Source organism: Marinobacter sp. (genome assembly GCF_041690615.1).
In the GTDB taxonomy this organism is placed as follows: Bacteria; Pseudomonadota; Gammaproteobacteria; order Pseudomonadales; family Oleiphilaceae; genus Marinobacter.
On record NZ_JAWLGY010000006.1, the window covers coordinates 53,992 to 67,150 of the forward strand.

Consider the following 13,159-nt stretch of genomic DNA (forward strand, 5'->3'; position numbering starts at 1 on the left):
GCCTGTCCGTTCTCGTTTATTGTTGTCAGTTCACTCGCTGTCCGGGGCAGCCCCGGCACCCGCCAGCGGCGGCACCGGGGCGGGCACTCACTTGACTTCCGGCGGTGTCGCAAAGGTGTGGTAAGGGGCGGGCGACGGTACCGTCCACTCCAGGCCTTCAGCACCTTCCCAGGGTTTGGCAGACGCTTTCTCACCATTGCCCCGGGCGCACTTCACCACAATAAACAGGAACAGCAACTGGGTAACACCGAACATGAACGCCCCGATACTGGAGATCATGTTGAAATCGGCGAACTGCAGGGCGTAATCCGGGATACGACGGGGCATGCCGGCGAGACCGAGGAAGTGCATGGGGAAGAACGCCAGGTTCATGCCCACGAACGACAGCCAGAAATGGGTCTTGGCCAGGGTCTCGTCGTACATGGTGCCAGTCCACTTGGGCAGCCAGTAGTATGCGGCGGCAAAGATGCCGAAAATCGCACCCGGTACCAGCACGTAGTGGAAGTGAGCAACCACAAAGTAGGTGTCGTGGTACTGGAAGTCCGCCGGCGCGATGGCCAGCATCAGTCCGGAGAAACCGCCAATGGTGAACAGTATGACAAAGGCCACCGAGAACAGCATGGGGGCCTCAAAGGTCATGGAGCCGCGGAACATGGTGGCAACCCAGTTGAACACCTTCACCCCGGTAGGTACGGCTATCAGCATGGTGGCGTACATGAAGAACAGCTGCCCGAAGATGGGGATGCCCACGGTAAACATGTGATGCGCCCAGACCAGGAAGGACAGCAGGGCAATGGCACCCACGGCGTAGACCATGGACGCATAGCCAAACAGTTTCTTGCGAGCGAACGCCGGGATGATGTGAGACACCACACCAAAGGCCGGCAGGATCATGATGTACACCTCGGGGTGACCGAAGAACCAGAACACATGCTGGAACAGCACCGGGTCACCACCACCGGCGGCATCAAAGAAGGAAGTGCCGAAGTTGATGTCCATCAGCATCATCGTCACCACACCTGCCAGTACCGGCATGACGGCAATCAGCAGGAAGGCGGTGATCAGCCAGGTCCAGACAAACAGGGGCATCTTCATCAGGGTCATCCCCGGCGCCCGCATATTGAGGATGGTGGCAATCACGTTGATGGCGCCCATGATGGACGACACACCCATGATATGGATCGCAAAGATAAAGAAGGTGGTACTCGGTGGTCCGTAGGTCGTCGACAGGGGCGCGTAGAAGGTCCAGCCGAAGTTGGGGGCACCTCCCTGCATGAACAGGGTGGACACCAGCATCAGGAACGCGGCGGGCAGCAGCCAGAAACTCCAGTTGTTCATCCGTGGCAGGGCCATATCCGGCGCGCCCACCATCAGTGGCAACATCCAGTTGGCCAGCCCCACAAAAGCCGGCATGACCGCACCAAACACCATGATAAGCCCGTGCATGGTGGTCATCTGGTTGAAGAATTCCGGTTCCACGATCTGCAGGCCGGGCTGGAAAAGTTCCGCCCGGATCACCATCGCCATACTGCCCCCGAGCAGGAACATGGCGAAGCTGAAGATCAGGTACATGGACCCGATGTCTTTATGGTTGGTGGTTAACAGCCACCGGGTAATGCCCTTGGCGGGACCATGATGGTGGTCCTGGGCGTGGGTATCTGCGACCGCACTCATTTGAAACCCCCGTTGCCGCCTGTTTCTTGTAGCTGGCGTGTTTGTTATCTGGCGAACCTGACGGTGGGCACAGCCCACCGTCCGGCTGTCTCTTATTGATTCTTGTAGTCGAAGACTTCCTTCGGCGTCACCATTTCTTCCGTGTTATTACCCCAGGCATTCCGCTCGTAGGTAATGACCGCTGCGAGGTCCGCCTCACTGAGCTGCGTACCAAAGGCCTGCATGGCCGTGCCACTGACGCCGTTGATGACAACATCCATATGAGCGTCCACGTCTTCGGTTACGATCTGGGTACCCCGCAGTGACGGGAAGCCACCGCCGCCGGAACCATCGTCGCCATGACAGGCTGCGCATGAGGAGGCGTATACGCGCTCGCCACGCTCAACCAGTTCTTCCAGGGTCCAGTCCTTCTCGGTCAGCTCACGCTCTTTTTCGGCCGTTTCGCGCTGGTCCGCTACCCACTGATCGTATTCATCCTGGGGAATCGCCTCCACAACCACCGGCATGAAGCCGTGGTCCTTGCCGCAGAGCTCTGTACACTGACCACGGTAGGTGCCGGGCTCATCCACCTTGAACCAGACCTCGTTGATAAAACCGGGGATGGCGTCTTTCTTGATGGCAAATTCAGGAACCCACCAGGAATGGATGACATCATTGGCCGTCAGAAGCAGCCGGACCTTCTTGCCCACTGGCACAACCATGGGATTGTCCACGTCCAGGAGGTAGTCTTCCTCCTTGTCCATCCGATTGTAGATTTCATCCTTTGACGTAGCCAGGTTGGAGAAGAAGCCGAATTCAGGATCACCCTCGGTACCGGGATTCTCGAGATATTCGTAACGCCAGCGCCATTGATAGCCGGTGACCTTGATGTCCACCTCGGCTTCCGTGGTGTCATACATATCCACCAGGGTGGCAGTCGCGGGAATGGCCATGATGACCAGGATGGCAAAGGGTATAATGGTCCAGAGTATTTCCACGACGGTATTCTCGTGGAAATGGGCCGGCTGATGCCCTTTGGACTTACGGTGGGCAAAGATTGACCAGAACATGACCCCGAAAACCACGACGCCAATGGCGACGCAGATCCATAGAATGGTCATGTGAAGGTCAAAGACCTGGTTACTCGTTTCGGTGGCCCCGGGGGACATGTTTATTGTCCAGGCAGCCAGAGCCGGCGCAGACAATAATGTTCCCGCAATAAGGGCACCTGCCCGTTTAACGTGCACGTGCATACCGCGTCTCCACAGAATGTTGTTCTTGTTCATGACAGACACGCATTTGAGCCGTCTTTCCTGCGACTGCTACCTGTCATGTCTGGCGGATCTGCGTGACACTTCCATAACAATGAAGGAAGTACGTCCCCCCGGGCGTCAGAAAACCCAGTAGCGCTCGCACACGCAACCGGTGATGCCGGGAAGTCTGTTCACGGATAACCAGAACCCAGTATAGACAGAGAGTTAGCTGACACTCAAAAACTTGGGCACATTTTGAAAAATTTTATAGTTATAAGCTTAGTATTATTTGACATAAATCATTGCGCTCAGGCCGTACAGCCAATATGACCCGATTGATCCGGTATCAGCTTACCCGAGCTGATCGTCATCTATGGCGCCTGGCATGGCCACTGATGCTGACAAACCTGACTGTCCCTCTGCTGGGGCTGGTGGATACTGCGGTCCTGGGCCACCTGCAAAGCCCTGTTTACCTGGGCGCCGTGGCGGTCGGTGCCAACCTGTTCAGCATCCTTTACTGGTCCTTCGGCTTTATGCGCATGGGCACCACCGGCCTTGCCGCCCAGGCTTACGGCCGGCGTGACGCCACAGCCCAGACCGCGTTGCTGCTACGCTCGCTGCTGCTGGCACTGGCCATCGCGCTGATCCTGATTGCACTGCAGTCGCCACTGATCCGAATCGGCCTGGACCTGATGAACCCGGGGCCGCAGGTGGCGCAACTGGCGGCGGAATACGCAGCCATTCGCATATGGAGCGCGCCGGCGGTGCTGGCCCAGTATACCCTGGTGGGCTGGCTCATAGGTTGCCAGTTGCCCCGGGGGCCGATGATCATGCTGATCGCCGCCAACGGCATGAACATCATCCTGGATGTGTTGTTCGTTACCCTGCTCGGATGGAACAGCCGGGGGGTGGCCATGGCGACCGTCATGGCCGAGTATTCCGCCGCAGGACTGGGCCTGTGGCTGGTCTGGCAACGGCTCCCTGACCATCGTGCATCGTTTCGCGCCCTGCTGGGCCGGATGCCGGATTACCTGGCACTGATCCGGGTCAATCGCTACCTTATGGTGCGCACTATTGCACTGCTGCTGGTGCTGGCTTTCTTTACCGCCCAGGGAGCCCGGCAGGGGGAGATCATCCTCGCCGCCAACGCTGTGCTGCTGACGTTCCTGCTGGTCATCTCCAACGGACTGGACGGTTTCGCCAATGCTGCAGAGGCCATGGTCGGACAGGCCGTCGGCGGCGGCTCGCACCGGCGATTCCTGGTGGCCTGCCGTACCGCCGCACGATGGTCGCTGATCGGCTCGCTGGTGCTGACCATGGTGTTTGTTGCCGGCGGTCACTGGCTTATCGGTCTGCTGACCAGCATCGAGGAAGTGCGGACCACTGCCCGCCAGTTCCTGCCCTGGCTATGGCTGCTACCCTTTACGGCGGTCTGGGGCTATCTGTTCGACGGCATTTTTATCGGTGCAACCCGTACCCGCGACATGCAGAACACCATGCTGTTTTCCGCGCTGGTGGTATTTCTGCCCGTCTGGTGGCTGACCACAGGCCTGGGAAATCACGGGCTCTGGTTTGCCCTGATCATGCTCATGCTGGCCAGGGCTGGCAGTATGGCGACCGTGTTCATGGTGCGGACACGAAACCGGTCATGGTTCCGACATGAGTGATTATTAATCCCGTCCGCACACCTTCAAATCTCAACTACACTGCAAATCAAGGGGCGTCCGGCGCCGGATACCCTGCGATACCCAGCAAACCCGGCATTGTCTGACATGACTCCAGAGGCAGTATTGAACATCATTGATCAGGCCCGTCGGCAGGAAGCCCATTCCGGTGAGTTTCTCCGCCAGATGCGCGAAAAGGCAGAGCATCTGCCCGCCAGCGTGACTATTGAAGGCTACCAGCCTGCCGTCTGCCTGTTCCGGTTCGCCATCGAATACATCGAAATGGCCCCCCGCCTGATCGACTGTATTGATGACTGTGCCTGCAAGTCCGGCCGGCGCCGGCTGTTCGACCCTTTCATCCAGACCGCCATTCGCTACTTCACCCAACCGTCGCTGATACTGACCCGATACGACGGCCTGGACGGCCTGCTGGTCAAGGCGTATCTCTGCCATCGCCTGATGGAGGAGATGTACGAGAACAACCTGTCGACCCGGCGTAGCAATCTGGTGGACCTGGAAGCCACGCAGGCCAACCTGCTGGCCCACCAGCTGATCGGTGAACCCTTCGCCAACGAGCTGGATGAGTCCATTACCCTGACCGTGCTCAACCTGGCCGGTTCGCCCGATTACTACGAGCTGAACCTGGACCCCTTCGTGACGGAACTGCGCAAGGCCGCCCATGCCTGGATGCGGGAGTACTGGGAAAACCTGCTGACCCGCAACCACATCCGCTTCACCCTGCTGCCCTGAACCACCGGTCACGGATATCGGACCATACAGTGTGACCCTGTTTCCCTCTGACACGACCCAACCTTGGCCCCAGCCCCGGTCAGCGGTAAGCTTGCGGGCATTCAGCCAGCACCGGAGCCATAAAGTCCCGCTGTGCCGCCACTTACACCTTATCTACGGAGTACCCTGACCATGGAAAATGCCGATCTCGGAAAGCTGATCCTTCGCCTGACCCTGGGGGCGCTGTTGCTGTTCCACGGCATCAGCAAGCTTCTCAACGGCACCGGCTTTATCGAGGGACTGCTGACCAGCCATGGCATTCCGGCATTCTTCGCCTATGGTGTATTTATCGGTGAGCTGCTGGCTCCACTGATGGTGATCCTGGGCTATCACACCCGCATAGGCGCCTTGCTGATCGTCTTCAACATGCTGGTGGCCATAGCCCTGGTACACACCCATGAATTGCTGAAGCTCGGTGGCAACGGCGGCTGGGCCCTGGAACTCCAGGGGTTCTTCCTGTTCACCGCACTGGCGCTGATCTTCCTGGGACCGGGCCGTTACAAGCTCAAGAACTGAGGTACCCGTATGAGCAGAACTGTCGAACCGGGACGCTACCGGCACTACAAGGGCAAGGACTACCAGGTACTTGGTACCGCCCGCCACAGCGAGACTGAAGAGTGGCTGGTGGTCTACCGTTGCCTGTACGGTGACCATAGCCTCTGGGTCCGCCCGCTGGACATGTTCACGGAATCTGTTGAGGTTGCTGGCGAGCAGGTGCCCCGATTCACCCGGATAAGTGATTGATCCCTGGTGCCCGGGCGCCTTGAGCCCGGGCAGTTTTGACTCTGCTGTCGGTTTCCTGCAAATTAGCGCCCCTTCCGAACCTGTCCGAACTGTCATCAAACGCGCATAAAGCCCCAAAAGGGCTTTCGCCTGTCACGGAGTCTTACCATGAACGCCGTTGTCGCTGCGGTCGTCGTCATGCTCGTACTGAGCCTGCTACGCATTCACGTTGTTGTTGCCCTTATCATCGGCGCCATCACCGGGGGCCTGATTGGCGGCATGTCACTGGAAGCCACCATCGAGGCCTTCAACAGTGGCCTTGGCGGAGGTGCCACCGTGGCCCTGTCCTACGCCACCCTGGGCGCTTTCGCCGTTGCCATCGGCAAGTCCGGCCTGGCCCATGCCCTGGCGGACCGGGCACTGGCAATGGTGGGCCGCCAGGACAGCAGTGATGCCAGAGGCGTCGCCACCAGGGGCGTCCGTTTCCTGATCATCGGCCTGCTGCTCGCGGTGGCCATGTCCTCCCAGAATATCCTGCCGATCCATATCGCATTCATCCCGCTGATTGTGCCGCCATTGCTGTACGTGATGGCGAAGCTCAACCTGGACCGGCGGCTGGTGGCCTGTGTACTGACGTTTGGCCTGATCACGCCGTACATGTTCCTGCCGGTAGGCTTCGGCGGCATCTACCTTAACGAGATCCTGCTGGCCAATGTCAGCGATAACGGCATAGTTACCGATGGTCTGAACGTTATGTCGGCCATGGCATTGCCTGCACTGGGCATGCTGGTGGGTCTGCTGGTTGCGGTATTTTTCAGCTATCGGGGCGACCGCAAGTACGACCTTTCAAAAATTGAACAGACCGAGCGGGTCGATACCCGTTACAACAGCTGGACCCTGTTCATGGCCCTGGTGGCGATTGCGGCGGCCTTTGTGGTCCAGTTGTGGCTGGGCTCGATGATCCTCGGTGCCCTGACCGGCTTCGTGCTGTTCAACCTGTCTGGCGTGGTGCGCTGGAAGGAGTCGGACGACCTGTTCACCGAAGGCATGAAAATGCTGGCCATGATCGGTTTCATCATGATCGCCGCCAACGGTTTTGCCGAAGTAATGCGGGAAACCGGCGAGATCGCCGCCCTGGTGCAGGGTTCGGTGGCAGCCATCGGGGATAACAAGGCGCTGGCAGCCTTCCTGATGCTGCTGGTGGGTCTGCTGATCACCATGGGTATCGGGTCGTCGTTCTCGACCATTCCGATTATCGCGGCACTCTATGTACCCCTGGCCCTGGAACTGGGTTTCAGCCCACTGGCCATCGTTGCCCTGGTGGGTACTGCCGGTGCCCTGGGTGATGCCGGTTCACCGGCGTCTGACTCCACCCTCGGGCCCACAGCCGGTCTGAACGTCGACGGGCAGCACAACCATATCTGGGATACAGTTGTGCCCACTTTCCTGCACTATAACCTGCCTTTGCTGGTGTTTGGGTGGTTGGCCGCCATGGTGCTCTAAATCGCTTGGCAGTTCGCTAGTTATGGGGGCGGTGAGGGTTTGGTGGGGTAGTTTCCAAACGAAAACCCTGTTTTCTGACTGTTTGGAAACTACCCCACCAAACCCTCACGACGGACTCCACGCAGGCCGCAAGCCATAAGAGCTACCAAGGCGATATTCAAAAAGCGAAAACGAAAGGGTCCGGGTGGGGGTTCCGAAACAGTCAGAAAACAGGGTTTTCGTTTCGGAACTCCCACCCGGACCCTTGAGCCCCAGAGAACTTGCAGGCTAATACCGGTCAGGCAACGGGTCAGTCTTCTGAACGGGCCTTGAAGAAAACCACCTGCTTGACCGTATGGTCCTCCTCATTAGTCCGCTTGTTCACCCGCGTCTCCAGCTCGGGATTGCCAGAAGGACCGTCACCCCCCTGGCTGTCGGTAAACCCGCATGACACACACTCCCGGTGCTGAACGCCGGTGTCATCGGTGAACATGGTCAGCCGATCCATGGCCGCGCACCGGGGGCACACGGCCCCGGCGATAAAACGTTTCGATGTACGGGCCATCAGGCTGACTCCTCAGGCTGCGTGATCGTGGTCGGTAATACCGGACTGGCGGAGCAGGGCGTCCACATCCGGGTCACGGCCACGGAACGCCTTGAACAACTCCGCCGGCTCCCGGGAACCGCCCATTTCCAGGATATTCTCCCGGAAAGAATGGCCGGTCTCCGGGTCGAAGATACCGTTCTCCTCAAACAGCGAAAAGGCATCGGCCGCCAGTACTTCCGCCCACTTGTAGCTGTAATAACCGGCCGCATAACCACCAGCGAAGATATGGGAGAATGCGTTGGGGAACCGGTTAAACTCAGGTGACTCCACCACCGCGATTTCCTTGCGGACCTCCCGGTGCATCTCCAGCGGATTGGTGGGCGCCTCCTCGGTGAATTCCGCGTGTAGGCGGAAATCGAACAGGGAGAACTCCAGCTGCCGAACCATCTGCATGCCTGCCTGGAAGTTCTTCGCAGCCAGCATCTTGTCCAGCAGATCCTGGGGCAGGGGCTCGCCAGTCTCGTGATGGGCGGCGATCAGCTCCAGGGATTCCGGGTTCCAGCACCAGTTTTCCAGGAACTGGCTGGGCAGCTCCACCGCATCCCAGGCGACGCCATTGATACCGGAGACATCCGCCACGTCCACCTGGGTGAGCATGTGGTGCAGTCCATGGCCGAATTCGTGAAAGAGGGTGGTGACTTCGTCATGGGTCAGAAGGGACGGCTTGCCTTCCACCGGCGGGGTGAAGTTGCAGGTGAGGAAGGCCACCGGCAGCTGCAAGTGGCCACGCTGGTTTTCCCACCTTACCCGGCAGTCCGCCATCCAGGCGCCGCCGCGCTTACCCTGGCGGGCATAGGGGTCAAGGTAGAACCAGGCGACATCCTCGCCATTGCGGGAGATACGGTAGGCGGTGGCATCCTTGTGCCAGGTTTCCACCTGCGGCTGCTGTTCGATCTGGACGCCGAACAGCTTCTCGGTGACCTGGAACATACCCGAAATCACCCGCTCGGCCGGGAACCAGGGACGCAGGGTTTCCGGGGAAATGTCATAGCGCTTCTGGCGCAGCTTCTCGCTGTAATAACCGATGTCCCAGGCCTGCAGGTCCTCCACGCCATATTCATCCTTCGCGAAAGCCTTCAGCTCAGCCACTTCCTTCTCGGCCACAGGCTTTGATTTCGCCGCCAGCTGGTGCAGGAACTCCAGCACCTCATCCACGCTGGACGCCATCTTGGTAGCCAGGGATCGCTCGGCGTAGTTATTGAAGCCCAGCAGCTTCGACTGGGCATGCCGGCGCTTGAGGATCTCCGCCATAATCGGGGTATTGTCCCACTTGCCAGCATCCGGGCCCATGTCGGATGCCCGGGTAACAAAGGCTTCATAGACTTCCCGGCGCAGTTCCCGGTTGTCGCAGTAGGTCATCACCGGGAAGAAGCTGGGGAAATCCAGGGTAATCACAAACCCGTCCAGCTCTTTCTGCTTTGCCGCCTGGCGGGCGCCATCGAGGGCGGATTCCGGGACGCCGGACAGATCCTTCTCGTCGGTAATGTGTTTGAACCAGTTCTGGGTGGCGTCCAGTACGTTGTCACTGAAACGACTGGACAGGTCAGCCAGCTCCCGGGACAGGTTGGCGAAGGTTTTCTTCTTGTCTGCCGGCAAGTCAACACCACCCAGGTGAAAATCCCGCAGGGTGTTGTTCACCATCTTCTGCTGGGCTTCGCTGAGTTCCCTGAAATCCGGTCGGTCTGCCACTTTCTTGAAGGCGGCGCACAGCTGCTCGTTCTGGCTAACCTCGGTGCCATATTCGGTCAGCTTCTCCAGGCAGCGCTTGTGGACCGCGCGGATCTCCTCGTTATTCATCACGCCATTGAGGTGAGAAATGACCGACCAGGCGTTGTTGAGCCGGTCGTCCAGGGACTGCATGGGCTGCACCAGGGTATCCCAGGTGGGATCGTCCTGGCTGGCCAGGTCCTGGATCTGGACGCGGTTGTCGCTGAGAATCTGGTCAATGGCCGGCTCCATGTGTTCGACACGGATGTGATCGAAGCTGGGGAGCAGTTCTTCTGTGAGCAGTGGGTTGTTCATTTGGCCTCTTCTGTACTGACGAATTTGGATGTTGAAGTTCAGGCAACCTGTGACTTCAGGGGCGGGCCAGGTATGGGGGAGTATTTTCTCCGCCGCAATTCACGGTCCATCCCTGGACCGACCTTGCACCGCGACTTCCTGTCGCTGCTGCGAAAATACTCCCCCATACCTGTCCTTCCGGCATTTCTGATACCACCAAGGCTAACCTTGCAATACCGCCACCCGTGATATTGTCAGGTTTATCTGTGAAGATAATCCCCGACAAACCTCCTGGCTAATAGGTGTATGTAATGGCGAACATACGTTCTCACAAGGGTTACACCCCAAAATTCGGTGCCCGGGCATGGGTGGATGAGTCCGCGGTCGTCATCGGCGACGTGGAAATGGGCGACGACGGCTCCGTCTGGCCCATGACGGTGGTACGCGGCGACATGCACCAGATCCGCATTGGTAACCGCTGCAGCATCCAGGACGGTACCGTCATCCACATTACCCACGCTTCCGACTACAACCCCGGCGGCTGGCCCACCACCCTGGGCGATGACGTCACCGTGGGCCACAAGGCACTGATTCACGGCGCGACGATCGGCAGTCGTGTGCTCGTGGGGATGGGTGCCATCATTATGGACGGTGCCGTGGTGGAAGACGACGTCATCATCGCCGCCGGCTGTCTCGTCCCGCCCGGCAAGACCCTGGAATCCGGCCACCTGTACGTTGGCTCCCCCTGCAAAAAGGCCCGGGCGCTGACCGACAAGGAGAAAACCTTCTTCAAGTACACGGCTGCCAATTACGTGAAGCTGAAGGACGACTACCTGACTGAGCAGTAAGAAATAATCCTTGACGTCGAGTAGCGCCCACAGGCGTCATCACTGCTATTCAGCCGATACGGGGCCGGGACGGGTCTTCCGGAACAGTCAGGAAAACGCAAGTTTTTCGTTCCGGAAGACCCGTCCCGGCCCCGTATCACCCCGAACCCACCAGGCTACAGACCACCAGACCCACAGCATTAACCCCCAACCTGATCCAGATCAAAAAATAACCAGAACAACGCTTGAAAATCCCCGATCCGCACCTAGATTCAATCCCAGCAGAAGTTCACGGATAACCATCCGACTGGCGCCATCGTGATGGGGCTGTTCCGCGACTGAAGCTGAATAGAAGCGTCATATTCAGGTTCAAAGGAGGAGTTTCATTATGAGTAACCTTACCCGCTGGAATCCGGTCAGTGAGTTCGAAGACCTGATCAATCGTTACAACCGCTACTTCGGCCTGCCCGCTACCAATGGCGACAAGGAAGGCAAGGACCTGTTCCGTCGCAATGACTGGGCACCGGCCGTGGATATCAAGGAGACCAAAGAGGCTTTCGTTATTGATGCCGAACTACCCGGCATGAACAAGGAAGATGTAAAAGTCACCGTCCATGACGGCGTGCTCACCATCCAGGGTGAACGCAAGCAGGAGGAAGAAACCGGCGACGACAAACATCACCGTATCGAACGGGTCTACGGCAGCTTTATGCGCCGCTTCACCCTGCCGGACAACGTGGATGCTGACAGCATCAAGGCGAAGTTCAAGGATGGTGTACTGTCGCTGACCCTGAACAAGGTCGAGCCGGTGGAGCCCAAAGCCATTGAGGTCGACGTCGGCTGACCTCACCTCCAGCCCTGCAGATCAGAACAGAAGCGCGGCGGGCGTGAAAGCTCAGGCTTTCACCTCAGCCGCTTTTTTTGCACCTGCACTCCGTAATGCATCCGCATAGGCGGTCATCCGACGATGGCGGGCGACATGGTCCAGCATGGTCTCACCGTGCTCATCCAGTGCATTGATATCCCGGCCAGCTTCCACGAAGAATCCCAGGAACCGCTCGAAATCCTCCGCCCGCATGGCTTCATAGGCCTTGATCAGCACATAGTGATCGGGGTTGATACGGGCATCAAACGGGCTCAGGAACAGGAAGCTCTTTACCCGCTCGTCGCTCCATTCTTCTCCGATAACTTTCGGCTTCTCCGGTCCGCTCATGGTCTCTCTCGTTATAAGCATGTCAGAAATTAAAGGGCGAATAGTATAACGACGGGTCGCCGAAGCCACCTAGACGAATTGTGTCTTAGGTTCTAGCCCCCGGGAATATCAGGGCAGAATTTCCACGGGAAGGTCGCTGGTAGATACCGAATCGTCACATTCGGGTTCGCGAATGGAGATTTCCACCCGGCGGTTGAGGGCCCGGTTTTCTGCACTGGTGTTGGGAGCAAGCGGCTGGGTTTCGGCCCGTCCGGCGGCAATAACCCGCTCGGCGGGAATCTGCCGGTTCAACACCAGCTCGTGAACCACGGATACCGCCCGGGCCGCTGACAAATCCCAGTTCGAGCGGAACCGGTTGCTGGTGATGGGCACATCATCGGTATAACCCGCCACGATGACATCGCCCATGCACTGGGAAACCACGTCAACGACCCGGTCGATAATGGGCAACATGTCGGATTTTATTTCAGCCTGACCCGAATTGAAGGTAGCCTGTTCGGAAAAGCGGATGACCACCTGTTGCTGATCGTAATTGATGCTCAGCGCTTCGTCGGCCACCTCGTCCTCAAGCTCACCAATCAGTCGCTGAGACAGTTCAACGATGCCTTCCGGAATGGTGGTCAACTCCGGGGCAGCGCCCCGGTCATCGATGAATTCCGCCTCTTCCCTGGGGCTGTCCGGTGGCTCGGGCAGGGATACCGTGTCTGACTCGATCAGGGTCAGCGGCGAACCCCCGACATCCTCTGCCACGACGTTAGCGGTGCCAAAAGCAACCGCCATGGACTGGGCCATGGCCCGGTACTTTTCCACATCCATTTCTGCAAATGACAGTAACAGGATAAAAAAGGTCAGCATCAGGGTGGCCAGATCCGCAAAGGTCACCATCCACGCCGGGGCACCGGTGGAACCTTTCCTGGATCTGGGCGCCAGAGGGCGTAGTGCCACCG

General features: G+C 58.6%; 13 protein-coding genes. 7 read left to right on the forward strand and 6 right to left on the reverse strand.

Features of this window, described 5'->3' with window-relative positions; translation table 11 throughout:
* Window positions 1–87 precede the first annotated feature (87 nt).
* Complete coding sequence (gene ctaD / locus ACESMZ_RS06335; protein WP_372957918.1) at window positions 88–1,674, reverse strand: cytochrome c oxidase subunit I; 1,587 nt, start codon at window positions 1,672–1,674, stop codon at window positions 88–90.
* 92 nt (window positions 1,675–1,766) lie between these two features.
* Window positions 1,767–2,906: a cytochrome c oxidase subunit II gene (coxB, locus tag ACESMZ_RS06340; protein WP_372957917.1), complete on the reverse strand. Its 1,140-nt coding sequence runs from the start codon at window positions 2,904–2,906 to the stop codon at window positions 1,767–1,769.
* 326 nt (window positions 2,907–3,232) lie between these two features.
* On the opposite strand from coxB, the gene ACESMZ_RS06345 reads away from it, so the two are divergent.
* The 5 genes from ACESMZ_RS06345 to ACESMZ_RS06365 all read left to right on the forward strand — a co-directional run bounded on the left by ACESMZ_RS06345 (window position 3,233) and on the right by ACESMZ_RS06365 (window position 7,585).
* Window positions 3,233–4,573, forward strand: coding sequence for an MATE family efflux transporter (locus ACESMZ_RS06345; RefSeq protein ID WP_372972371.1), 1,341 nt, complete (start codon window positions 3,233–3,235; stop codon window positions 4,571–4,573).
* Between the two features lie 105 nt (window positions 4,574–4,678).
* Window positions 4,679–5,320 (forward strand): hypothetical protein, encoded by a 642-nt coding sequence (locus ACESMZ_RS06350; RefSeq protein ID WP_372957915.1) that lies wholly within the window; start codon window positions 4,679–4,681, stop codon window positions 5,318–5,320.
* Window positions 5,321–5,491: 171 nt separating this feature from the next.
* Complete coding sequence (locus ACESMZ_RS06355; RefSeq protein WP_372957914.1) at window positions 5,492–5,875, forward strand: DoxX family protein; 384 nt, start codon at window positions 5,492–5,494, stop codon at window positions 5,873–5,875.
* A 9-nt stretch (window positions 5,876–5,884) separates the two neighbouring features.
* Entirely contained in the window at window positions 5,885–6,103 is a 219-nt protein-coding gene (locus ACESMZ_RS06360; RefSeq protein WP_372957913.1) for a DUF1653 domain-containing protein, read from the forward strand.
* 147 nt (window positions 6,104–6,250) lie between these two features.
* The gene (locus tag ACESMZ_RS06365; RefSeq protein WP_372957912.1) at window positions 6,251–7,585 is read left to right on the forward strand and encodes a Na+/H+ antiporter family protein; all 1,335 of its coding nucleotides are present in this window, start codon (window positions 6,251–6,253) and stop codon (window positions 7,583–7,585) included.
* A gap of 289 nt (window positions 7,586–7,874) precedes the next feature.
* Here the strand turns inward: ACESMZ_RS06365 and ACESMZ_RS06370 are convergent, their stop codons facing one another.
* Complete coding sequence (locus ACESMZ_RS06370) at window positions 7,875–8,129, reverse strand: YheV family putative zinc ribbon protein (protein WP_372957911.1); 255 nt, start codon at window positions 8,127–8,129, stop codon at window positions 7,875–7,877.
* A 12-nt stretch (window positions 8,130–8,141) separates the two neighbouring features.
* A complete protein-coding gene (gene prlC / locus ACESMZ_RS06375) occupies window positions 8,142–10,193 on the reverse strand; it encodes an oligopeptidase A (protein WP_372957910.1) in 2,052 nt (683 codons plus the stop codon).
* Window positions 10,194–10,483: 290 nt separating this feature from the next.
* On the opposite strand from prlC, the gene ACESMZ_RS06380 reads away from it, so the two are divergent.
* Both ACESMZ_RS06380 and ACESMZ_RS06385 read left to right on the forward strand, forming a co-directional pair.
* Complete coding sequence (locus tag ACESMZ_RS06380; RefSeq protein WP_372957909.1) at window positions 10,484–11,020, forward strand: gamma carbonic anhydrase family protein; 537 nt, start codon at window positions 10,484–10,486, stop codon at window positions 11,018–11,020.
* A 367-nt stretch (window positions 11,021–11,387) separates the two neighbouring features.
* Window positions 11,388–11,843, forward strand: a complete 456-nt coding sequence (locus ACESMZ_RS06385) for an Hsp20/alpha crystallin family protein (protein ID WP_372957908.1) — start codon at window positions 11,388–11,390, stop codon at window positions 11,841–11,843.
* Between the two features lie 51 nt (window positions 11,844–11,894).
* On the opposite strand, the gene ACESMZ_RS06390 is transcribed toward ACESMZ_RS06385, so the two are convergent.
* Both ACESMZ_RS06390 and ACESMZ_RS06395 read right to left on the reverse strand, forming a co-directional pair.
* The gene (locus ACESMZ_RS06390; protein ID WP_372957907.1) at window positions 11,895–12,212 is read right to left on the reverse strand and encodes a PA4642 family protein; all 318 of its coding nucleotides are present in this window, start codon (window positions 12,210–12,212) and stop codon (window positions 11,895–11,897) included.
* Window positions 12,213–12,320: 108 nt separating this feature from the next.
* Complete coding sequence (locus ACESMZ_RS06395) at window positions 12,321–13,157, reverse strand: flagellar motor protein MotB (RefSeq protein WP_372957906.1); 837 nt, start codon at window positions 13,155–13,157, stop codon at window positions 12,321–12,323.
* Between the last annotated feature and the right edge of the window lie 2 nt (window positions 13,158–13,159).

Excerpts from the sequence above, each read along its gene's own strand:
- ACESMZ_RS06350 (WP_372957915.1), top strand. The coding sequence starts at position 4,679 with ATGACTCCAGAGGCAGTATTGAACATCATTGATCAGGCCCGTCGGCAG.
- ACESMZ_RS06380 (WP_372957909.1), top strand. The coding sequence starts at position 10,484 with ATGGCGAACATACGTTCTCACAAGGGTTACACCCCAAAATTCGGTGCC.
- ACESMZ_RS06345 (WP_372972371.1), top strand. The coding sequence starts at position 3,233 with ATGACCCGATTGATCCGGTATCAGCTTACCCGAGCTGATCGTCATCTA.
- ACESMZ_RS06365 (WP_372957912.1), top strand. The coding sequence starts at position 6,251 with ATGAACGCCGTTGTCGCTGCGGTCGTCGTCATGCTCGTACTGAGCCTG.
- ACESMZ_RS06360 (WP_372957913.1), top strand. The coding sequence starts at position 5,885 with ATGAGCAGAACTGTCGAACCGGGACGCTACCGGCACTACAAGGGCAAG.
- ACESMZ_RS06370 (WP_372957911.1), bottom strand. The coding sequence starts at position 8,129 with ATGGCCCGTACATCGAAACGTTTTATCGCCGGGGCCGTGTGCCCCCGG.
- prlC (WP_372957910.1), bottom strand. The coding sequence starts at position 10,193 with ATGAACAACCCACTGCTCACAGAAGAACTGCTCCCCAGCTTCGATCAC.
- ACESMZ_RS06385 (WP_372957908.1), top strand. The coding sequence starts at position 11,388 with ATGAGTAACCTTACCCGCTGGAATCCGGTCAGTGAGTTCGAAGACCTG.
- ctaD (WP_372957918.1), bottom strand. The coding sequence starts at position 1,674 with ATGAGTGCGGTCGCAGATACCCACGCCCAGGACCACCATCATGGTCCC.
- coxB (WP_372957917.1), bottom strand. The coding sequence starts at position 2,906 with ATGCACGTGCACGTTAAACGGGCAGGTGCCCTTATTGCGGGAACATTA.
- ACESMZ_RS06355 (WP_372957914.1), top strand. The coding sequence starts at position 5,492 with ATGGAAAATGCCGATCTCGGAAAGCTGATCCTTCGCCTGACCCTGGGG.
- ACESMZ_RS06390 (WP_372957907.1), bottom strand. The coding sequence starts at position 12,212 with ATGAGCGGACCGGAGAAGCCGAAAGTTATCGGAGAAGAATGGAGCGAC.